The organism is Ensifer adhaerens (genome assembly GCF_001270265.1).
Classification (GTDB): domain Bacteria; phylum Pseudomonadota; class Alphaproteobacteria; order Rhizobiales; family Rhizobiaceae; genus Ensifer; species Ensifer adhaerens_B.
In genome coordinates this window covers 1-19,279 of the sequence record NZ_LGAP01000027.1, presented here as the reverse complement: position 1 = coordinate 19,279, position 19,279 = coordinate 1, and the positions used below count along the sequence as shown (strand labels likewise).

General features: G+C 58.0%; 17 protein-coding genes. 12 read left to right on the top strand and 5 right to left on the bottom strand.

What is annotated here, in order from left to right:
• The first annotated feature begins 20 nt into the window (after positions 1-20).
• The 3 genes from AC244_RS27105 (at position 21) to AC244_RS27095 (ending at position 3,844) form a co-directional block, all read left to right on the top strand.
• Positions 21-1,541 (top strand): class I adenylate-forming enzyme family protein, encoded by a 1,521-nt coding sequence (locus tag AC244_RS27105; protein WP_053251930.1) that lies wholly within the window; start codon positions 21-23, stop codon positions 1,539-1,541.
• A 27-nt stretch (positions 1,542-1,568) separates the two neighbouring features.
• Positions 1,569-2,999 (top strand): amidase, encoded by a 1,431-nt coding sequence (locus AC244_RS27100; protein ID WP_053251929.1) that lies wholly within the window; start codon positions 1,569-1,571, stop codon positions 2,997-2,999.
• Between the two features lie 413 nt (positions 3,000-3,412).
• Positions 3,413-3,844: a MaoC/PaaZ C-terminal domain-containing protein gene (locus tag AC244_RS27095; protein ID WP_053251928.1), complete on the top strand. Its 432-nt coding sequence runs from the start codon at positions 3,413-3,415 to the stop codon at positions 3,842-3,844.
• 111 nt (positions 3,845-3,955) lie between these two features.
• On the opposite strand, the gene AC244_RS27090 is transcribed toward AC244_RS27095, so the two are convergent.
• A complete protein-coding gene (locus AC244_RS27090) occupies positions 3,956-4,738 on the bottom strand; it encodes an enoyl-CoA hydratase/isomerase family protein (protein ID WP_234717039.1) in 783 nt (260 codons plus the stop codon).
• Positions 4,739-4,887: 149 nt separating this feature from the next.
• Between AC244_RS27090 and AC244_RS27085 the strand changes: the two genes are divergently transcribed.
• The 4 genes from AC244_RS27085 to AC244_RS27070 all read left to right on the top strand — a co-directional run bounded on the left by AC244_RS27085 (position 4,888) and on the right by AC244_RS27070 (position 9,513).
• The gene (locus AC244_RS27085; protein WP_082367170.1) at positions 4,888-6,054 is read left to right on the top strand and encodes an ABC transporter ATP-binding protein; all 1,167 of its coding nucleotides are present in this window, start codon (positions 4,888-4,890) and stop codon (positions 6,052-6,054) included.
• Positions 6,055-6,143: 89 nt separating this feature from the next.
• Entirely contained in the window at positions 6,144-7,214 is a 1,071-nt protein-coding gene (locus tag AC244_RS27080) for an ABC transporter substrate-binding protein (protein ID WP_053251926.1), read from the top strand.
• Between the two features lie 69 nt (positions 7,215-7,283).
• The gene (locus AC244_RS27075; protein ID WP_053251925.1) at positions 7,284-8,528 is read left to right on the top strand and encodes an ABC transporter permease; all 1,245 of its coding nucleotides are present in this window, start codon (positions 7,284-7,286) and stop codon (positions 8,526-8,528) included.
• Between the two features lie 49 nt (positions 8,529-8,577).
• Entirely contained in the window at positions 8,578-9,513 is a 936-nt protein-coding gene (locus AC244_RS27070) for an ABC transporter permease (RefSeq protein WP_053251924.1), read from the top strand.
• 26 nt (positions 9,514-9,539) lie between these two features.
• Here the strand turns inward: AC244_RS27070 and AC244_RS27065 are convergent, their stop codons facing one another.
• Both AC244_RS27065 and AC244_RS27060 read right to left on the bottom strand, forming a co-directional pair.
• Positions 9,540-10,643, bottom strand: a complete 1,104-nt coding sequence (locus AC244_RS27065) for a mandelate racemase/muconate lactonizing enzyme family protein (protein ID WP_053251923.1) — start codon at positions 10,641-10,643, stop codon at positions 9,540-9,542.
• A 477-nt stretch (positions 10,644-11,120) separates the two neighbouring features.
• On the bottom strand, positions 11,121-12,035 hold the full coding sequence (locus AC244_RS27060) for a LysR family transcriptional regulator (RefSeq protein ID WP_053251922.1): 915 nt from the start codon (positions 12,033-12,035) through the stop codon (positions 11,121-11,123).
• A 321-nt stretch (positions 12,036-12,356) separates the two neighbouring features.
• Here AC244_RS27060 and AC244_RS27055 point away from each other — a divergent pair, with 321 nt between their 5' ends.
• From AC244_RS27055 to panD, 3 genes are all read left to right on the top strand, one after another.
• Positions 12,357-13,289, top strand: a complete 933-nt coding sequence (locus tag AC244_RS27055) for a nucleoside recognition domain-containing protein (RefSeq protein ID WP_053251921.1) — start codon at positions 12,357-12,359, stop codon at positions 13,287-13,289.
• A gap of 192 nt (positions 13,290-13,481) precedes the next feature.
• Entirely contained in the window at positions 13,482-14,288 is an 807-nt protein-coding gene (locus tag AC244_RS27050; RefSeq protein WP_082367182.1) for an alpha/beta fold hydrolase, read from the top strand.
• Between the two features lie 40 nt (positions 14,289-14,328).
• The gene (gene panD / locus AC244_RS27045) at positions 14,329-14,781 is read left to right on the top strand and encodes an aspartate 1-decarboxylase (protein WP_053251919.1); all 453 of its coding nucleotides are present in this window, start codon (positions 14,329-14,331) and stop codon (positions 14,779-14,781) included.
• A 177-nt stretch (positions 14,782-14,958) separates the two neighbouring features.
• On the opposite strand, the gene AC244_RS27040 is transcribed toward panD, so the two are convergent.
• Together AC244_RS27040 and AC244_RS27035 are read right to left on the bottom strand one after the other, a co-directional pair.
• Complete coding sequence (locus AC244_RS27040) at positions 14,959-15,414, bottom strand: hypothetical protein (RefSeq protein WP_202596125.1); 456 nt, start codon at positions 15,412-15,414, stop codon at positions 14,959-14,961.
• A 217-nt stretch (positions 15,415-15,631) separates the two neighbouring features.
• Entirely contained in the window at positions 15,632-16,531 is a 900-nt protein-coding gene (locus tag AC244_RS27035; protein WP_053251918.1) for an AraC family transcriptional regulator, read from the bottom strand.
• Between the two features lie 101 nt (positions 16,532-16,632).
• On the opposite strand from AC244_RS27035, the gene AC244_RS27030 reads away from it, so the two are divergent.
• Positions 16,633-17,466, top strand: a complete 834-nt coding sequence (locus AC244_RS27030) for an SDR family oxidoreductase (RefSeq protein ID WP_053251994.1) — start codon at positions 16,633-16,635, stop codon at positions 17,464-17,466.
• A 423-nt stretch (positions 17,467-17,889) separates the two neighbouring features.
• Positions 17,890-19,233 carry an IS1182 family transposase gene (locus tag AC244_RS27025; RefSeq protein WP_053251917.1) on the top strand — a complete coding sequence of 448 codons (1,344 nt, stop codon included), beginning with the start codon at positions 17,890-17,892 and terminating at the stop codon, positions 19,231-19,233.
• The last annotated feature ends 46 nt before the right edge of the window (positions 19,234-19,279 follow it).

Here is a 19,279-nt window from a genome sequence, read left to right as displayed (position 1 = left end):
GCCTGAGCAGGAAGATTTTCATGGAACACCATCGGCCAACATCAACGTCGGTCTTCAATGCACTCGCCGCCGCAGCACAGAACCGCATGGACAAGGTCGCGATCGTCTACGAAGGGGACGCGATAACTTATGCAACGCTGCTGCAGCGAATTGAACAGGTCATCCGCCGCCTCAAATCGCTGGGCATAGGCAAAGGAGATGTGTTTGCCGTCTACGGGCAAAACCATCCGGAACACTTGTTCTGCTATTACGCTGCTTCAAAGACCGGCTCTGTGTTCGTCCCGGTCAATCCCAATCTCACCGCCGCAGAGGTGGGCTACAATTTCAAGCACAGCGACGCCAAGGTTCTCTTCTTCGACGACCATGTGGAGGAAACAGCGAGGCAAGCCGTGCCCGCCGAGAAACTCTTGCATGTATCCGAGCTGCTCGCAGCACCCTCCGAGGGCGAGGAGCCGCATGCAAACATCGATTTGGACGACGATTTCATCATCACCTACTCGTCCGGAACCACCGGAAATCAGAAAGCGGTGGTACTCGATCAGCGGGCCCAGATCGATGTGGCGGCTTCACTTGCGACGATGTGGGGTATCGGAGAGTCGGACACGACGCTCGTCGCATTGCCGCTAGGCTATCTCTTCGGCCTTTCTACGGCATCGGCTACGGCGCTGGCGGCGGGAGGGACTGTTGTCCTCCTGCGCCGCTTCCATCCTCGTGACGTCCTCGAGGCCTTTGGACGTTATGCCGTGAGCGTTTACCACGGCGTGCCGACGATGTTCTCCATGATGATGGAGTATTGTGAACAACGTGACCTGACATTCGATCTTTCCGCGACCCGCCTCTTGGTTTGCTCGGGCGCGCCTCTGCCTGACGAAGTGGCGGCGCGGTTCGTCGCCAAGTTCGGAAAACCGTTGCAGAACTACTACGCGTTGACTGAAGTCACGCCGGTTTTTGGTCGTTACCACGATGACCCCGCTGCGCTGCCACCTGGCGCCATTGGCAAAGCTGCGCCTGGAGCAACTGTGAAAATATTGAACGCGGATGGTTACGACTGCGGACCGGACGAACCGGGCGAGGCGTTCGTACGCGGAGCAGCGACCGTCAAACGCTACGCGAAGGACGAACAACTGACCGCAGCAACGTTGAAAGACGGCCTATTTCGCACCGGTGACCTCGTAATGCGTGACAAGGATGGGTTCTATTACATTGTGGGGCGGATCAAGGACATCATCATCCGCGGCGGCCACAACATCTCTCCGGCAGAGGTCGAAAAAACCATCGTGAGCCATCCGGCTGTGCAGGACACTGCGGTCGTTGGAATCGCGGACCGCATCTTTGGAGAAGTTCCAATTGCGTTTGTCGTCCTGCGCGCCAACGCGAGTTTGGCGGCTGACGATCTCATCGCCTTCCTTGAGCAGAAATTGGCAGACTTCAAAGTGCCGCGGACGATTTACTTCGAAACCGAGCTTCCCCACGGCAAGACAGGCAAGATCGATAGGAAGGCGCTCCAGGCGCGCGCCGAGCAGAACATCGTCGCCGCCTGACGAAAACATAGTGCGAGAGACTGCGCAATGAACACGAGCGAATACAGGAAGCGCGATGCACTCGATTTTGCGAGGATGCTGCGCAACAAGGAACTAACCCCTCTCGAACTCATGGACTGCGCGATCAGCCGTGCGGAAGAGGTGAATCCCAAGATAAACGCACTTTGCAATACCAACTATGAGCATGGGCGCGAGCTTGCTCACAACGCCACTTTGAAAGGTCGGTTTGGCGCGCTCCCGTTCCTTCTGAAGGATTCGGGACTTGGCTATCCGAACTTGTTGAACTCGTTCGGTTCGCGCCTTTTCGCCGAGCTAAAAATCAACTTCAACTCGACCCTGACTGACAGGTTTCTCGAAGACGGACTGCTTCCATTTGGTCGAACGACGGTGCCGGAGTTTAGTATGGCTCCGACAACCGAGGCCGTTCAGAACGGTGGGCCCACGCGAAATCCCTGGGATAGGAACCGCTCACCGGGTGGATCGAGCGGCGGGGCGGCTGCGGCCGTCGCGGCGGGAGTTGTTCCTTTGGCGCATGCTAGCGACGGCGGCGGTTCGATACGCATTCCGGCTTCCTGCTGCGGCATCTACGGCTTGAAGCCATCCCGGGGGCTAATCCCCGCCGGCCCGGCCCGGGGTGAGGGGTGGGGCGGTCTCGCAACAGATGGTGTCCTTTCTCGTTCCGTCAGAGATACGGCCGCGGCACTGGACGGGGTCGCCGGTATGGAAATCGGTGCTCCCTATGCGGCTCCCCCGAAGACCACCCAGTATGCTGCCTGGCTGGATAAACCGTTTGGACGGCCGCGACGCATCGCTATGTGGAGCGTAGGGTTTGAAGACATTCCGGTAGATCCGGAATGCGTGAAGGCGCTGCAGATCGCCAAGCGTCTGCTTGAGGCGATGGGGCATGAGGTCGTGGATGCGCCGCTTCCGCCTGTTCAGTTTTCCAAGTTCGTCGAGGCGCAGGTAAACGTCATGGCGGCGAACGTGACGGTGACGGTGAATGGCAAGGTTCGCAACGATCTGGCGTCTGGGTGGGAAAAGAAACTGGAACCAGCCATTCTGGATGCCTACCAGCGGGGAAAAGGACTGAGCGCAGAGGCATACGCTTTGGCAATCACGCGGTTCCATACCATAGGCCGACAACTTGCGATCTATATCCGCGACTATGACTTCATTCTGACCCCCACACTGATGCAGCCTCCCGCGGAGCTAGGCCTAATCACGACGGACGACGACTTTTTCAGCTTTCGAACCAAGGTCAGTCGGTACGCGACTTTCCTCGCCATAATAAACGCGTCGGGACAACCGGCCGCCAGCCTTCCGTTGCACTGGTCCGAGAACGGGCTGCCAATCGGTATCCAGCTGATCGCTCCATTCGGCGGTGAAGCTGATTTGCTGAGAATGTCCGCACGCCTCGAGGAGGCTCAGCCTTGGTTCGACAAGATCCCGCAAATCTGACGTGCGGTGTTTAGCGGCTCTGAGAATAGGTGACTGCCATGTTCGATCTTGACGAAGGAAATAAGCGGTTCACCGTCGCGGTGGGCGGAGGTTGCATCCTGATTTGGCCCGAGTCGCCGCAGTCGCCTACGAATGAATATAGACCTCAGGAGCAGGGCATCCTTCAACCTGGACGCACTCAGGCGGCGGAAGGTGTGGGACCGATTGCGAAACTTAGAAGTCTGGTAAGGCGTTGGTTGTGAAGCGGCTCGCGCACTGCTCCGAAGCGGAAGTTCAGATGGATCCTCATGTGCGTACGCTCCGTGGGACTTGCTGAACGCCAAGGAGGGGCCGGTCCGGTCTCGTTGCTGATGTGACGGTGGAGTTCTTTGCGTGAGAGGTCGCGTAAGCGACCCTGGATGATGGGACGACAAATGAAAGCTGGAGATTGTTTCAAGACCTCCGCACTCAAGGTCTCGAGTGATGAAATAGTTGAATTCGCAAGCCTTTGGGACCCGCAGCCATTCCATCTTTCGGACGACGCGGGCAAACAAACGCCGTTCGGCGGACTGATCGGAAGCGGGCTGCAATCGCTCTGCACGATGGTCAAGCTCGGCGTTGAGTCAGGCTTTCTCACCAAAGATGCCATCGCTGGCCTATCGATTGAGAACCTTCGTTTTCGAAGCCCTCTAAGACCTGAAATGCATGTCTATGCGGAATTCGCGGTCAAGGCGGCCCGCCTCTCGTCGAAGGACCCCAGCCGAATTATCGCCACAATCGCCGCGGTTCTTCAAGAAGTGGGTGGTTCTGTCATTGTTACCGCCGATTTGGTGAACCTCTACAACGACGCTCCTTCCGGTGTGTAGCAGGCTGCCGTCGCGGTCCGCTTCCGAACGTGCAAGGGCAGCCCCTCGGGATCACCCGCTGTGCGCGTGGCGGACCGCCGTGATCAGGTCCTTGACGTCTGAGACCTGATTTCAGTCGAACACAGGCTCGCGCTTCTGCAGGAACGCCTTCGCGCCTTCGACGAGATCGGGGCCCCGGAAGAGCTGAGAGTAGGTAGCGCGGAGTTCATCGCATAACTTCGCATTGGGCTCGGCGATTGCATTGATGATGAATTTCATCGCCCGTAGAGAAGCGCGCGACCGTGCCGCCAGATCTTCTGCGTAGGAATCGACAAGGTCTGTTAGGCCCTCAGGGGCGACGACCCGGTCGACCAGTCCCCAGGAAAGCGCCTCTTGCGACGCGATCGTTCTTGCTGACAGGAGCATATCCTTGGTCCGCGTCACACCGATCTTTTCAATGAGGCGAGCGCAGTCTTCGGCGCTGTATGAAATGCCGAGCTTCGACGCAGTAACTGCAATTTTTGCAGTTTCATCGGAGAACCTGAGGTCGGCCGACAATGCGAGTCCAAGCCCGCCCCCCAGACAGGCTCCCCGGATTTCGGCGATTACAGGAACACTCAGGTTTCTCAAGACCGTTTCAGCCGCGCGATAGCCACTGTTATACTGTTCCGCAGTCGCATCGGACGCGTAGGTTTCCGCGAATTCCGAGATATCGGCGCCACTGCAGAAATGCGGACCTACACCGCCAAAAACAACAACTCGGACTTCCGGGTGTTCCGAAAGCCGCCCGCAGGCTTCTGTTATGCCGCGCCACATTGCGCGGTTCATCGCGTTCCTTTTGTCCGGCCTGTTGATCTTTAGGCGCGCCACGCGCCCGATCGTCAGCGCGATCTTTCCGTCTTCGAAGGTCTCCACGGGCACATTCACCTCCTTGTAATTCGTGAAACCGAACGGAGTCACCGTTCTCGTGCGCGACGTCCTTCAATGAATTAAAATATACCAGAAAGGCCATTGAAGAAACTAACAGGTGATGCAATCATACCCTTGAGTATGGAGGACGACGAATGGAGGCGACGTTTGCAACCCACGGCACTCTACCCCCGAAGGCACAGGGAAACACGCCCCGCTCTCACGGCTGTCCTGATCCGGCCGAGTACGTTGTTTTCGACCGGGTTCAAAAAAGCTACGACGGGCTATCGCTCGTCGTAAAAGATCTCAATCTTGCCGTCTCGAAGGGAGAGTTCCTGACCATGCTCGGGCCGTCCGGCTCGGGCAAAACCACATGCCTGATGATGCTCGCCGGATTTGAAACCGCAACCCACGGCGAAATTCGACTTTCGGGACGCGATATCAACTTGGTGCCGCCGCACAAACGCGGAATCGGTATGGTATTTCAGAGCTACGCCCTGTTCCCCCATATGACCGTCGCGGAAAACCTCTCCTTTCCGCTCGAAGTCAGGGGCATCGCGAAGCCGCAGCGCGAGGCACAGATCAAACACGCGTTGGATATGGTCAAGATGGGAGCTTTTGCCGACCGTCGGCCAGCTCAGCTTTCGGGAGGTCAGCAACAGCGCATCGCATTGGCACGAGCACTCGTCTTTGACCCCGCGCTTGTGCTGATGGATGAGCCACTGGGCGCGTTGGACAAGCATTTGCGCGAGCATATGCAACTTGAGATCAAAAGCCTGCACGAGCGGATTGGGATTACGGTCGTGTATGTCACTCACGATCAGAGCGAAGCTTTGACCATGTCCGACCGGATCGCGGTATTCAATGACGGCCGCATCCAGCAATTGGCCACTCCCGCCGATCTCTACGAGCGTCCTCAAAACAGCTTTGTTGCCCAGTTCATTGGTGCAAACAACAGCCTGAGGGGCCTCGTGGAGGAAGTCAAAGGCGACAGGGCGCTCGTCCGCCTGTCGAATGGCGAGTTGATCAGCGCAACGGCGGTGGGCGTTAATGCGAAAGGCCAGGAAACGTCGGTCTCGATCCGCCCGGAAAGGGTCGAGTTCAAGCCTGAACTGATGCCGGCAGGCGCACACACCATCGACGCCTCGGTGATCGACACTGTCTACATGGGGGACATTCTGCACTGCCGTCTCAAAGCGGCGGGCAACGACAACTTCATCGTGAAGATGCGCAACACACTGGGACAGACCAAGTTGTCTCCTGGTGAACGCATTAGGATCGGGTGGCATCCGGAGGATGCTAGAGCGCTTGATCCTATCTGACTGCCGGACGGGAGCGTCCGGGCAATAAAGAGAGTGCCGAAAAGGCATACGCAATCTGGGAACAGTCAAATCTAACGGGAGAACCGAGTATGAAGACGTATTTTCTTACGACGGCAATGGTCCTGGTCCTGGCAGCTTCGGCCAAGGCTGATGTTGTCGTGATGTCGTGGGGTGGCGACTACGGAGCCGGGCAAGTAGCTGCATTCAACAAGCCGTTTACCGAACAGACCGGCATCAAATCCAGCATGGTCGACTCAGACAATCCGACGGCGTTGATTAAGTCGATGGTCGAAGCCAACAATGTGACGGTGGATGTCGTTGAGGTCGAGTATCCGGACGCGATCCGCGGATGCGACGAAGGGCTTCTCGAGCAGATTGATCCGGCAATCCTCCCGGCCGCGTCCAACGGTACTGCGGCCAAGAGCGATTTCATGGAAGGAGCGATTACCGAATGCGGCGTGGCAACTGTGGTCTATTCGTGGGTGTTCGCCTACGACAATAAGAAGTTCCCGCAAGGCCCCGCCACTATGGCAGAGTTCTTCGATACACAGAAGTTCCCGGGCAAGCGCGCCCTCCGCAAGCAACCCAAGTTCGCTCTTGAGATGGCGCTTATGGCGGACGGCGTTCCCGCCGCCGAAGTATACAAGGTGCTTGCAACCCCGGAAGGTGTGGACCGCGCCTTCAAAAAGCTGGACTCCATCAAGGGGGACCTCGTTTGGTATCAGGCAAATGCGGAAGCCGCTCGTCTCCTCGCCGACGGCGAAGTGGTAATGTCGACAGGTCCCGCGAACCGCTTCTTCAATGCGGCTGTTTCTGAGGGCAAGCCGTTTTCCACGGTTTGGGACGGCCAGATCTACGACTTCGCGATGTTCGTCATCCCCAAGGGCGCGCCGCACCTCGACGATGCTAAAAAATACCTGGCCTTCTCGACAGACACCAAGCAGCTTGCAAGCATGGCGACCGAGCTTCCGTTCGGTCCCGCGCGCAAGTCCGCCGTTCCGCTCGTGCACTTCTTCAAGGACGGAAAGACAGACATTCGTCCCCACATGCCGACCAACCCCGAAAATCTGAAGAACGCGCTTTCAGTCTCTTCGGAGTTTTGGGCGGATCACGAAGCAGAGTTGACGGAGCGTTTCAACACCTGGCTCGCCTCAAACTGACGTCGCAGTCGAGGCGGGTCTGATATCGTTTGGACCCGCCCGGCCGTCATTCATCGCGAGGATCGGAAAATGGCCGCCCTACTTGAAGTCACGACTGCCGACGGTCGTCCCCTGCGCGTAGCGCTGGATGCGGCGCGGGGCAGGGCCCGTCTGCGCGCCATGGCGCTCGTCGCTCCGCTGCTGATCTTCATAGTCATCACGTTTGTTGTGCCGATTGGCCAAGTTTTGTTCCGTTCGATCAACAACGAAGGGTTTGCGCAGACGGCGCCAAACCTCACCGCGTGGTTCGATGCGAACCCCACGAACGTCGCACCGGACGAAACGGCGTATACGGCGTTGGCCGCTGATCTTGAGCTGATGCGACGCAACCGAACTGCCGGAGCGGCCGGAACGCGGATCAACGACGTTCTGCCTGGATCCAGGTCGCTATTCACCTCATCCGCGAGGGCCGCTGCCGATTTCGCGGCGCCATTCAAGGATGCGGTATTGGCGAAGGACGCCAGGTGGGCGGATCCTCGCGTCTGGCATGCGATGCGCACGGCTTCGAACCGATACTCGCTAGACTACTACATCATAGCGGCCGACCGTCAGCGGGATGCCGACGGTCGCATTGTATCCGTTCCGCCGGAGCGCCGCCTTTACGTGGGGCTTTTCGCCAAGACGCTTTGGCAGTCGGCGTTTATCACGCTTCTCTGCCTCGCTCTGGCCTTCCCAATCGCGCACCTGATCGCCACGGTGAGGCAGTCGACCGCCAATCTGCTGCTTATTCTGGTGCTGCTGCCTTTTTGGACGTCGCTTCTGGTCCGAACCTCAAGTTGGATCGTGCTGCTGCAGGGACAGGGCGTCGTCAACAATGTTCTGGTCGCCATGGGCCTGATCGACACCGATCATCGTTTGAAGCTCATATACAACAATGTGGGCACGATAATCGTCATGACGCACGTCCTGCTGCCTTTTATAGTGCTGCCACTTTACTCAGTGATGCGCATGATCAATCCGGCCTACGTTCGTGCGGCACGAAGCCTCGGGGCGTCGAGTTGGACGGCGTTTCGTCGGGTCTATTTGCCGCTCACATTACCTGGCGTCGCGGCCGGCTCGCTGCTCGTTTTCATCCTGGCGGTCGGCTACTACATCACGCCGGCCCTGGTGGGTGGCGCGGACGGCCAGCTCATCTCCAACATGATCCAGTATCATCTTGGCGCGTCGAACTGGTCTCTTGCTGCAGCGCTAGCCTTCATTCTTTTGGCAGGCGTCATCGTTCTCTACTGGATCTACGACCGGTTGGTGGGCGTCGACAAACTGAAACTTGGCTAGCGACTTCGCAGCACAACCGAAGCCGCCACTGATAATCCGGGAGACAAACATGAAGTTGCCTGCCCACGCAGAACCGAGTGAAAGAATTTGGCGCTGGGTCTATCTCACGATCTGCTCGTGCATCTTCATGTTCCTGGTTATCCCGGTCCTAATCGTGATTCCGCTGAGTTTTAATGCGGAGCCTTATTTCTCGTTCACCCACAAGATGTTGGCACTGGATCCCGAAGGGTATTCCTTCCGGTGGTATGAGCTTCTGGTCAAGTTCGGGATGGCGCAACCCGACGCGCCCTTTGGGATTGAATGGCTGGCCGACATGTGGAGCAATTCGACATGGTTCAACGCCGCGAAGAACTCCATCCTGGTAGGAGTTTGCTCGACCATACTGGCGACCATTCTCGGTACTCTCGCAGCCCTTGGGCTGGTTCGTGATGAAATGCCCTACAAACGTTTTGTCACGGCCATCCTTTTGGCTCCGATGATCATTCCGGTCGTCATAATCGCAACGGGCTTGTTCTTCTTTTATTCGAACCCCTGCGGGATCGTGGGCTTCGAATGCGGTCGACTTACGTCCACGTTCACCGGGCTCGTACTCGCTCATACCGCGCTTGGCGTCCCCTTCGTCGTAATCACTGTCAAGGCCACCCTAACTGGCTTTGACAGTTCACTTGCGCGCGCTGCCGCAAGTCTCGGGGCATCGCCAATCAGGACCTTCTTCAAAGTAATTATGCCGCTTATTCTGCCCGGCATCATATCGGGAGCGCTCTTCGCGTTCGCCACATCGTTCGACGAGGTTGTCACGGTTCTATTTGTCGGTGGCCCCCAGCAAATAACCATCCCACGTCAGATGTGGGGCGGCCTGCGCGAGCAGGTGAGTCCTGCGATCTTGGCTGCGGCAACCCTTCTCATCCTCGTGTCGGTCGCATTACTGGCTACCGTTGAGGTGTTGCGCCGGCGCTCCGAACGACTCCGAGGTCTTCGACCATAACGTCTTGATCCGGCTTGGCGTACTCCTCAGTCGAAGACTGCCAGCGGTTCCCCCAGGAGCTCGACGTCAGGTTCCACTCCAAGGCCGGGCAAATTCGGTGGCGGCATGTGCCCGTTGACCGTCCTTGCGCCGCGCTGAGGCGCAGGATCTACTGTGATGTAGTCCTGGCACGACCAGGCGCCACAAAAACGGTTGGCAGGAATTGTCTGGGCAAAATGGGCAGCGACGGTATCGTTAATAACCGTGCCGGCCATGCACATCATGAACATGTTGATGTCGTACGCAAGGCATAGGTCGCGAATTGCTCTTGCCTTGGTAAGGCCGCCGACGCGCGCAAGTTTGATGCTAACGAGTTCACAGCCGCGATCGGACAGCGCGCGCACAAAATCGCGCAGCTCGACCATGCACTCGTCGAGCGAGATGGGCTGACGCGTTCTCGTTCGTACGACCATGCATTCTTCATACGTCAGGCACGGTTGTTCGAAAGTCGTGTCCAGGTGACCTACAGAGTTCATGACGCGGGATGCTTCGTGGGGACTCCAACCGCCGTTTGCATCGAAGATGAACAGTTCACCGGGCCGCCTTTGTTCAGTCACGGTGCGGATCGTCTCGATGTCGTTGTCGATCCCGCGCCCCATCTTGACCGAGAAGTTTCGGAAACCCGCGGTCCTCTTCCGCTCGATTTCAGCATTCATCTGATCGTTCGTATCGAGATGGACGGAAGCCAGTCGCGGTACCGGGTTTTCTTCCTTGCCGCCGAGCAGTTCGTATATGGGCCGGGAGGTTGCCTTGCCCATTACGTCCCATATGGCGAAATCGACGGCCGCTTTCGCATAAATGTGGCCGGCCAAAATGCGATCCATGTGCCGTACCAGGACGTCTGGTCGCATCGGATCGTGACCAATCAGTTGCGGAGCCATTTCCATCAGGGCCGCTCTCACGCCGCCTGGAAATGCGGCTAGATACGATGATCCCCAAGGGCAAACCTCCCCCCAGCCTGAGACACCCTCATCGGTGTCGATCTTAATAAAGGTGGATTTGAACTTGTCGAATGTCCTCCCGCGCGAGAGGGTCTGCGGCGTCTCGAGCGGCAGATCCAGCCCATACAGCGAAATTCCCGATATCTTCATAATCCTCGCCTCGCTCGTCAGAAAGAAACAGGGTAAGTCCGTCTTTTAAGGCAGGTGGTGCATTCGCGCCGCCCGCCGCGTTGCCTCAGCGGACGAAATTGCGGCTTGTCCCGCCCTCCGCAGACGTTCCCACCAAAATCCCCAACGGAGCTTGTGGTTGAATCCATACGCAGTCAAGCAAAAACATACGCAAAAGAATGTTGAAAAGGCCGGCGGGTAGGGGGCGTTGAAACCGTTTCACCAGCAGAAGGTTGCTACTACCGAACCCCTAGAGCCGATCGCAACGGAATGCGGCAATGGCGGAGTGAGGAAGCCTGTTCATTGAGCCAACTTGTAACCCGGTGTCGAGTTCCGGAAACAGGCCCGACGGCGTCATCAGCCTGAACGCCGGTGGAGACGCGAGGCCAATTCCACTGGCTCCGGTGGGGCCTGCCCAAAAGGGCCCCACGGGCGCCGGTAGTGCCCGCCCACGCTACGCTATGAGGACGGTATTCTGAACCGATTGAGGATACCGTCTTCGTCGGTCGAACAACACTCTTGGATTAATTGAGCCGCTTGGTCCGCGCGCTCTTTCCTCGCTGGGTCATTCGTCACGTAGAGAAACGTCAGATTGTGACGCAAGTTGATGCCCGGGCCTAGCGGACAGCGCACGAGCTCGCCCCGTTGCAGCTGTGGCGACAAGATGCGCAATGACTCAAGGCCAATCCCCACGCCATCGATGAGCGCAGAAATTATGTGCGCTGCGCGGTTGAAGTAAAGACGCTTCGCACTGCGACCGGATATGCCGTTTGCCTGCAACCAGTCGTCCCAAGTCACCGTGGCGGTCTCATTCACAAGAAGGGGAACACTTATCCGTTGATCGGAATTTGCGAGTAGTGCCGCAACGTCAGGGCGGCATACAGGTGTGAATACGTCAGCGCCTAAGCTGATTGCACCGGGATTTTGACCAGCCTGACGTCCGTAGAAAAGAGAGACATCGAACTCCCGGTGAGAGCTGAAGTCCTGCACTTCATCGGACACGAACCGCACGTCCGAGACTTCCTGACCGATCAGTCTCTGAATCACCGGCGTGAGCAGGGGAGCAAGTCCGGGAGGGCTGCTGATAGACAACGGAGCCACATATGATGCCGTTATGGCGTCCAGGCCGAGGCGCATATGTTCGATTCCCATCTCGACCTCACGAAGCAAGCGCGCCCCTTGGGTATTGAGTGTCACGGCATTTCCGGTGCGATCGAACAGCCTGCATGAAAGGCGACCTTCGAGTTTCCGCACGGCTTGACTGACGGCGCTTGTCGAAAGTGAGAGGCTTTCGCCGGCCTTCCGGAACGATTGAAGGCGGCCGGCTTCCGCAAATATCTCAAGTGTACTCAGCGGGACAGATAGTCTCGGCATCGATCTACGTTAAGCTCCGCTTCACGCGAGGTTGAATGGTTATCGTTTTCGTTGCGTCTCTTTTCAATCTAAAAATGAACGCAGAGACAAGTATTTCGGAGACGGCTTCTGAGCGGACAGAGAGAGCGCTGGGTCGAGGTTCTCAACAACCCACTCGGTAACTGAAGTCGAAGATTCATGGATATCTCGGCCATTGGCTGAGAGGCCCTAGCGGCGTGGAGGCGCCGAAAAAGGGTTTCCAATGAGCCGAGGGCGACAGGTATTTTCAGGATTCCAGATCAAGGGAGGAACCAACATCCTCGAGCGAGATTGAAAATCACAATGCAAGATTTGATCGAACTGGTTCTGCGCGCCGGGCGCGTCGCGGTGGACGTTTCGCTTTATACCCTCCTTCCCATCATGGTGGTGATGATGGTTTTGATGCGGTTTCTCGAAACCTACGGTGTGATCGATAGGCTGATCGCCCTCTTAGCTCCAATACTCAAACCATTCGGATTGACGGGACTTTCCGCCGTTGCGCTGATTCAAACAAGTTTAGTGAGCTTCATCGCTCCGTTGCCGACTCTTGCGCGGATGGAAAGGCAAGGTACGCCCGAGAGACAGGTTGCAGCGACACTGGCCGCCGTACTCGTGGTCACGCCCGCTAACGCCATTTTTCCAATGGCAGCTTATGGCGTCAATACAGGTGGGAATCTTTTGATCTCGATTGCGGGGGGGCTCGTTGCAGCCAGTTGTTGCTACTACGGGTTCGGCCGCCGACTCGCCGCATCCGGCAGCGACGCAGCCGCTGCCGAAGGAAAAGCCACGCAGGTTGCTTCGTTCCTGAAAACCATCGAAGCAAGCGGCGTTGAGGCAATCAGCATTGTCATCAGAGTGATCCCAATGCTGCTGATTTCATTGGTGTTCGTCTACGGGATGCAGGACATGGGCATGTTTGCAATGCTGGCGGGTTGGCTACGCCCGATTTTGAGCAGTGCGGGCTTGTCTCCCGAGATCGTCACACCCGCCATCACGAACTACCTTGCGGGAAGCACGGCACTTCTCGGTTTCTATCATCAGGTAGCGCAGGAAAAGCCAATGCCCGGCGTCCTCCTCGACAACGCTACGATCGGATTTCTGGTCCATTCGCTCAACCTGGTAACGATCGCGATCTTGCTTTCTACTGGGCCAAAGATCGCTCGTTCGACACCTCCGGCGATAGCAGGTGCCATGGTTGGCATCGCGGTTCGGATTGGTCTCGGGACGGTGATTTAATCCCATCGGCAACGCCCCAGCGTTGACATCGGTGACTTGCAAAAGGTACGCATAAGTACAATAAATAGACTGGGAAGAACAATGCACGACTTAGGAGGAGAAGTAATTTGCGTCTCCGGGACCGCGAAGGACAGGACGGGGAAGCGCGCATACGCAGGCAGAACATGTCAGGCCAACACGCAGGGAATCAAAATGGCAGGCAAAAACCAAACATTCATCGCCTCTGATGGCGTCCGCATCGTTTACGACGATGAAGGCACCGGACCTGTGATCATGCTGGTTCACGGCTACAGCGCCGACAAGAACTACTGGCACTTCCAGAAGGATTTTCTCGTTCAGTCGGGATATCGGATCATCGCCATCGACCAGCGAAATCATGGTCGTTCGGATCGCCCCCTGTTTGGTCAACGGATGTCTCGTCATGGCTTAGACATCAAGGAGCTCATTGTTGGGCTCAAGTTGGACGGTGTAACCCTGATTGGCCATTCGTTCGGTGTGAACGCTATTCTCGCTATGTTCAGCCTGGCCGGATTTGACGGCGTTTCACGCTTCGTCGCAGTCGATCAATCACCGAAAATCATGAACGACGAGACTTGGCAATGGGGGATCAAAGGCGTCTCTTGGGCGACATTTTGGGATCAAGTCACCTTCAGAACCCCTTTTGGGCAAGATCTTGAACCCGCGCGTCCTCCTCATGTACGCGAAGTTTTTGGAGAGGAGACGGAAGATCCGTTTGACGGCTACGATCATCGCCATGTGGCCCAGCTCCTAGTGGACCATTTTGTGACCGATTGGAGAGACATTCTGCCTCAGATCAGAGTCCCCTCGTGGATCGTGACGGGCCGACACACCCCCTACTATCATTTAGAGGGAATGCAATGGTATGCGCAACAACTGCCGAACGCATATTTGACATGTTATGAGAACAGCGGGCACGACCCCGCTTGGTACGACGCAGAGGCATTCAACGCGGAACTCCTTGCCTTCTTAAAGCGATGAATCGCGGTAGCGGACCGAACTTCGAGAGGAGAAGGGGAAAATGAGAAAGCTGGTCGCCGGCAAGCTTCACGGCATACGGGTAACCGATGCCAATCTGAACTATCACGGCTCCATCACCTTGGACCCGGATCACTGCGAAGAGGCTGGTCTCCTTCCCATGGAGTTTGTCGAGATCTGGAACAAGAACTCGGGAGCTCGCATATCGACCTATGTCATTCTTGGTGAACGAGGCTCAAGGTGCTGCATTCTCAACGGCGCTGCCGCGCGCACGTGCCAGCCAGGCGATCAGGTGATCATCTGCAATTCGGTATATTTGGATGACAACCAGCTAACGGCACTGAAGCCGCGTATCCTGACCTTCGACGACGACAACAATATCAGCAGTCGCCTCACGTATTCCGTCAGTGTCGACGCTGTCGGTCGCTACAGGTTTGAGATCCTGGATGACGCTGGCGAAGTTCAACCGATCCCACTAAAGGCCGCGGCAGATTAGTCTAACTTGCCACAAGCCCGAAGCTTGAGTTTCGCGCCGATCGGTGTATGGGCTGGAAAAACTGGCAGCAAAATTCGCTTGAATCTCGCCCTCGGAGGCCAGCTATTCTTACTGTTTCGCGGAACGGGCGCTTGCGCGCGAGTAGGTGCTCAATGAACGCCACGACATACCGCGCGTTCAGCGCCGGCGGGTCGTGCATGTTGTCGCCGAAGCGATGATCGAGAAATGTTCCGCGAACCGGAGCCCATGATAGACCGAGCGCGGACTGAGGCCGCGCTGCCGCAGAAGATAGGATTCGTTGCCCAGCAGTTCCTGGCGTTCGGCTTGCGTAGGCGTCAGGGGTGGTCGTGTCGCCACCCCGATTTCAATAAGATGCGCGCCGAACAGCCTGGCAAGATTAGGGATCTTGATCTGGCTCTTCGGCGTGGTCGGCAACTGACGTCCTAACTCGACAGCAAGGCCCGGCGTCAATACCGACGGCGCAATGCCCTCGGCGTCGAGCAAGCGACCGAAGCGACGCAGCAGGTAGCGATAGTTCGACAGGGTCTCGGGTTTGTAGTTCCGAGACGAAAGGCTATCCTCGAACGAAACGAAGTAGGGATCGAGGCATGTTGTCTGGTCGGATATTTCCATTCTTGTGCTCCATGTTGTTGCAGCGACAATCTTCGTGCCCAAGGCTCCCCTTTTGACCAGTTTTACGGCAGCTTCCGACCCGCTGCCGTGATGAATTCGAGACGATGTGCATGACCCTGCTTGATGCGCTGATCCCCATCAGAAATGTGCGTTTGATCGGGGTCACGATCTCGGCGTTGCGGCCGAGCAACTCGACCTGTTGTTTTGAAACCGGCTGTTAGGCGGCCGCAATGATGCGATATTTGCTGGGTGGCACGCCATGATACTTCCTGAAGGCTCGGCTGAACGCGGCCTCTGACTGATATCCGACCTCCGACGCCACGAGCCCGAGTGGCAGCTTGCCGCCCTCGAAACGCCGTGCAGCCAAAGTCATGCGCCAAGCTGTAAGATAGCCCCGCGGCGTGTCGCCAACCCGTTCGGTGAAGCGCCGTGCAAAGGCCGCCCGAGATAGTCCGGCTTGCCCAGCCATCGCCTCGACTGTCCAATCGGACTGTGGGGCGGTGTGAATGGCGCGGAAAACCCGCGCCAGTTGCGGGTCATGCATCGCAGACAGCCAGCCGGGGCCGTGCCCTGCCTGTGCCGCGGCGTTGCGCAGCACGTAAATCAGCAAGCCGTCGGCCAGTCTTTCGACCAACATTTCGTTGCCCTGGCGATCGCTATCCAGTTCGGCTGTCAGAAGTGCCGAGACCGCTACGATTCCGCGGTCGTGCTCAATGTCGGCTGCCTTGAGATGCACAAAGGGCGGCAAGGCCGCCGCACCGATCTGGGCGCGGATCGCATCAGGCCGAAACTGTCCGCAAAAGATTTCCGTCGCTCCACCAGTCGCGGCCGCATCGAAGCTACGGCGCGCGAACTGTTCGACAGGTTCGGCCAACGTCTGCGGACTGTCGACGACTTCGTGGGCAACGCCATCGCTCAGGACAACCAGGTCGCCCTCGTTGAGCTGCGTAGTGGGACGCCCGTCGATCCGTAGCCAGGCTCTGCCTCGCCGGATCAAATGGAAGGCCAGTGCCGAGCCGGCTTCGAGTCGAAAGCCCCAGCGGCCGCAGGTCACGCTCCGTGCCAGGCGATATTTAGGATGGGCGAACATACGCAGCCAGTCATCGAGCACGTCCACAGCGTCCTCCTCGTGAGACGATCGGCAATCTTATCGAGCGCCTCTATCATTGCTCGTCTTCCAGCTCCAGTGCAAATATGAACCGCAACATGGAGGCCATCATGACAAAGACGATTTTGGTAACTGCAGCGACTGGTACAGTGGGCCAGCACCTGGTCCCGCGACTGCTGGCCCTGGGGCACAGTGTAAAAGCGGCGTCGCGGAGCGGCTCAACCGGCCAGGACAATTCAGTCCCGCTCGACTTCGCAAGGCCGGAAACCTTTGAAGGTGCTTTGGCCGGCGTCGACGCCGCCTACCTCGTGATTCCCACCGGAACAGCGGATCCCTTGGCGCTCGCTGGCTTCATCGACGCCGCTGCTGCTGCCAGTGTAAAGCTCGTTGTGCAGACGGCTATCGGCGTCGATGCCAGCGAGGACATACCCTATCGCAAGCTTGAGAGGCTCGTCGAAAAGTCCGGCACGCCCTATGTCTTGCTGCGCCCGAACTGGTTCTTCGACAATTTCCATCACTATTGGCTCAAGGGTATCCTCGGTCACGGGTTGATTGCCTTACCCGCTGGCGATGCCAGGACGAGCTTGATCGACGCACGCGATATCGCAGACGCTGCGGTCGCCGCTTTGACCACTTCGGACCATGACGGACAGGCGTTTACGCTCACGGGCGCCGAAAGCGTCACCTATAGTGAGGCCGCCGAAATACTTTCCGCAGTGCTGGGCCGGACCATCCGCTATGAAGCCGTCGACACCGCAGCCTTCGTCGACTTTGCTGCAAAGTTGGGGCTTTCGGAAGGGCATGCACAGATGCTTGCGTCGATCTTTTACCCTGTGGCCCAAGGCTGGACAAGCGCCGATAGCGGGGACACCGCACGCCTCACAGGGCGCCCGCCTCGCCGATTTGTTGACTATATCGCCGATAACGCCGCGCACTTCCGTTAAGAGTGGCGCCCGGTCAAGGCTTTCGGGCGAAGGAGACTGGTGGGCGATGATCTCTCCAGTCTCACGCCAGAGTATGATAAGCATTTTGGGTACTCGATGTCCGCTGTCGATACCGGCGCTCCGAAGCTAAAACGCAGGCGTGACAGCCGGAGGCGATCGAAGTGTGTCCTCGAAGTCGCCGAAGACAAAGCGAGACCGCTGCGGGCGAGGCATGAAGCTAGATAGACACAGGGCTTGACCTGGCCGCCTTCAAGGCGATCGACGTGATGGAGCATGCGGGCCCACAGCTTGAAATCCGAGTGAAGTCGGCGGATCAGATTATTCTTGAACGCTGTGGCGGACGAACCGGACCATACGCTAGACTAGGAGCCTGTCCGAGTAGTCACTGTTCAATTGCGTGCGAGTCTGATTCAATCTTTTGCCATGAGCAAATATTTTCGCCCCTGGAATATCGATCAGACACTGCTTCTTCCGCCGAGCGTGCAGGACTTCGTGCCGAAGGACCATGTGTCGCGGTTCATCGTTGAACTGGTGCGTGAGAACCTTGATCTCAAGGAGATCACGGGCAGCTATGTGAGCGGGCTCGGTCAGCCGCCGTTCGACCCGCGGATGATGGTGGCGCTTCTGCTGCACGGTTATGCGAGCGGGCTGTATTCGTCGCGGCGGATTGCCAAGGCCTGCCGCGAGCGCAACGATTTCGTGATGATCGTAGCGCTCGATGCGCCGGATTTCCGCACGATCAGCGACTTCCGCAAGCGGCATTTGACGGCGCTCGAGGCGCTGTTCGTGCAGGTTCTGAAGCTGTGCGAGACGGCGGGATTGGTCAAGCTCGGCCATGTCGCGCTGGATGGCACGAAAATCAAGGCGAACGCGTCGAAACACAAGGCGATGAGTTATGAGCGCATGAAGAAGCGCGAGGCGGAATTGAAGGCCGAGGTCGCCCGCATGCTGGCGGCGGCCGAGGCGGCGGATGCCGAGGAGGACGCGACTTTCGGCAAGGACAAGCGCGGCGACGAGATGCCGGATTGGGCCGCCGACAAGCAGAAGCGGCTGGCGAAGATCCAGCAGGCGATGGCGTCGCTGGAAGCCGAGGCCAGGTTGGCGGCGCAAGAAGAGCGCCGGATCGAGGCCGAAAAAGAAAAGCAGCGCCAGGCCGAAGGCCGCAAGAAGCCGGGCAAACCGGCGGCGGCGCCATCGGAGGAGCCCGATCCCAAGGCGCAACGCAACTTCACCGATCCGGAAAGCCGCATCATGAAGTCGAAGGATGGCTTCGTGCAGGCCTATAACGCCCAGGCCGCCGTGGACGCCCATGCCCAGGTCATTGTCGCCCACGACCTGACGCAGTGCGGCAACGACCAGGGCCAGCTGGTGCCGCTGATCGAGGCCATCGAGAACAATCTCGGCGCCAAGCCCAAGCAGGCCTCGGCCGATTCCGGCTACTGCAGCGAAGCCAATCTCGAAGCGCTCGACGCACACGGTATCGACGGCTATGTCGCGCCCGGACGCGCCAAGCACCCGACCACCGCGAACGGAAAGGCCGGCGGACCGCTGACCCAACGAATGCGAAAGAAGATCGATGACGGCGGCTTTGAAACCCCCTACCGATTGAGGAAGCAAGTGGTGGAACCGGTGTTCGGACAGATCAAACAGGCACGCGGCTTCCGACAGTTCCTGTTGCGGGGCGTCGAAAAAGTGCGTGCCGAGTGGGCCATGATCTGCACCGCCCACAACCTCCTCAAGCTGTTCACCCTCGCAAAGCCCGCCTGAGCCGCCTATCCTGCAACAAATGTCCGTCGCAACGACCTATCTGGAC

Excerpts from the sequence above, each read along its gene's own strand:
- AC244_RS27105 (WP_053251930.1), top strand. The coding sequence starts at position 21 with ATGGAACACCATCGGCCAACATCAACGTCGGTCTTCAATGCACTCGCC.
- AC244_RS27100 (WP_053251929.1), top strand. The coding sequence starts at position 1,569 with ATGAACACGAGCGAATACAGGAAGCGCGATGCACTCGATTTTGCGAGG.
- AC244_RS27095 (WP_053251928.1), top strand. The coding sequence starts at position 3,413 with ATGAAAGCTGGAGATTGTTTCAAGACCTCCGCACTCAAGGTCTCGAGT.
- AC244_RS27085 (WP_082367170.1), top strand. The coding sequence starts at position 4,888 with ATGGAGGCGACGTTTGCAACCCACGGCACTCTACCCCCGAAGGCACAG.
- AC244_RS27080 (WP_053251926.1), top strand. The coding sequence starts at position 6,144 with ATGAAGACGTATTTTCTTACGACGGCAATGGTCCTGGTCCTGGCAGCT.
- AC244_RS27075 (WP_053251925.1), top strand. The coding sequence starts at position 7,284 with ATGGCCGCCCTACTTGAAGTCACGACTGCCGACGGTCGTCCCCTGCGC.
- AC244_RS27070 (WP_053251924.1), top strand. The coding sequence starts at position 8,578 with ATGAAGTTGCCTGCCCACGCAGAACCGAGTGAAAGAATTTGGCGCTGG.
- AC244_RS27065 (WP_053251923.1), bottom strand. The coding sequence starts at position 10,643 with ATGAAGATATCGGGAATTTCGCTGTATGGGCTGGATCTGCCGCTCGAG.
- AC244_RS27060 (WP_053251922.1), bottom strand. The coding sequence starts at position 12,035 with ATGCCGAGACTATCTGTCCCGCTGAGTACACTTGAGATATTTGCGGAA.
- AC244_RS27055 (WP_053251921.1), top strand. The coding sequence starts at position 12,357 with ATGCAAGATTTGATCGAACTGGTTCTGCGCGCCGGGCGCGTCGCGGTG.
- AC244_RS27050 (WP_082367182.1), top strand. The coding sequence starts at position 13,482 with ATGGCAGGCAAAAACCAAACATTCATCGCCTCTGATGGCGTCCGCATC.
- panD (WP_053251919.1), top strand. The coding sequence starts at position 14,329 with ATGAGAAAGCTGGTCGCCGGCAAGCTTCACGGCATACGGGTAACCGAT.
- AC244_RS27040 (WP_202596125.1), bottom strand. The coding sequence starts at position 15,414 with ATGGAAATATCCGACCAGACAACATGCCTCGATCCCTACTTCGTTTCG.
- AC244_RS27030 (WP_053251994.1), top strand. The coding sequence starts at position 16,633 with ATGACAAAGACGATTTTGGTAACTGCAGCGACTGGTACAGTGGGCCAG.
- AC244_RS27025 (WP_053251917.1), top strand. The coding sequence starts at position 17,890 with ATGAGCAAATATTTTCGCCCCTGGAATATCGATCAGACACTGCTTCTT.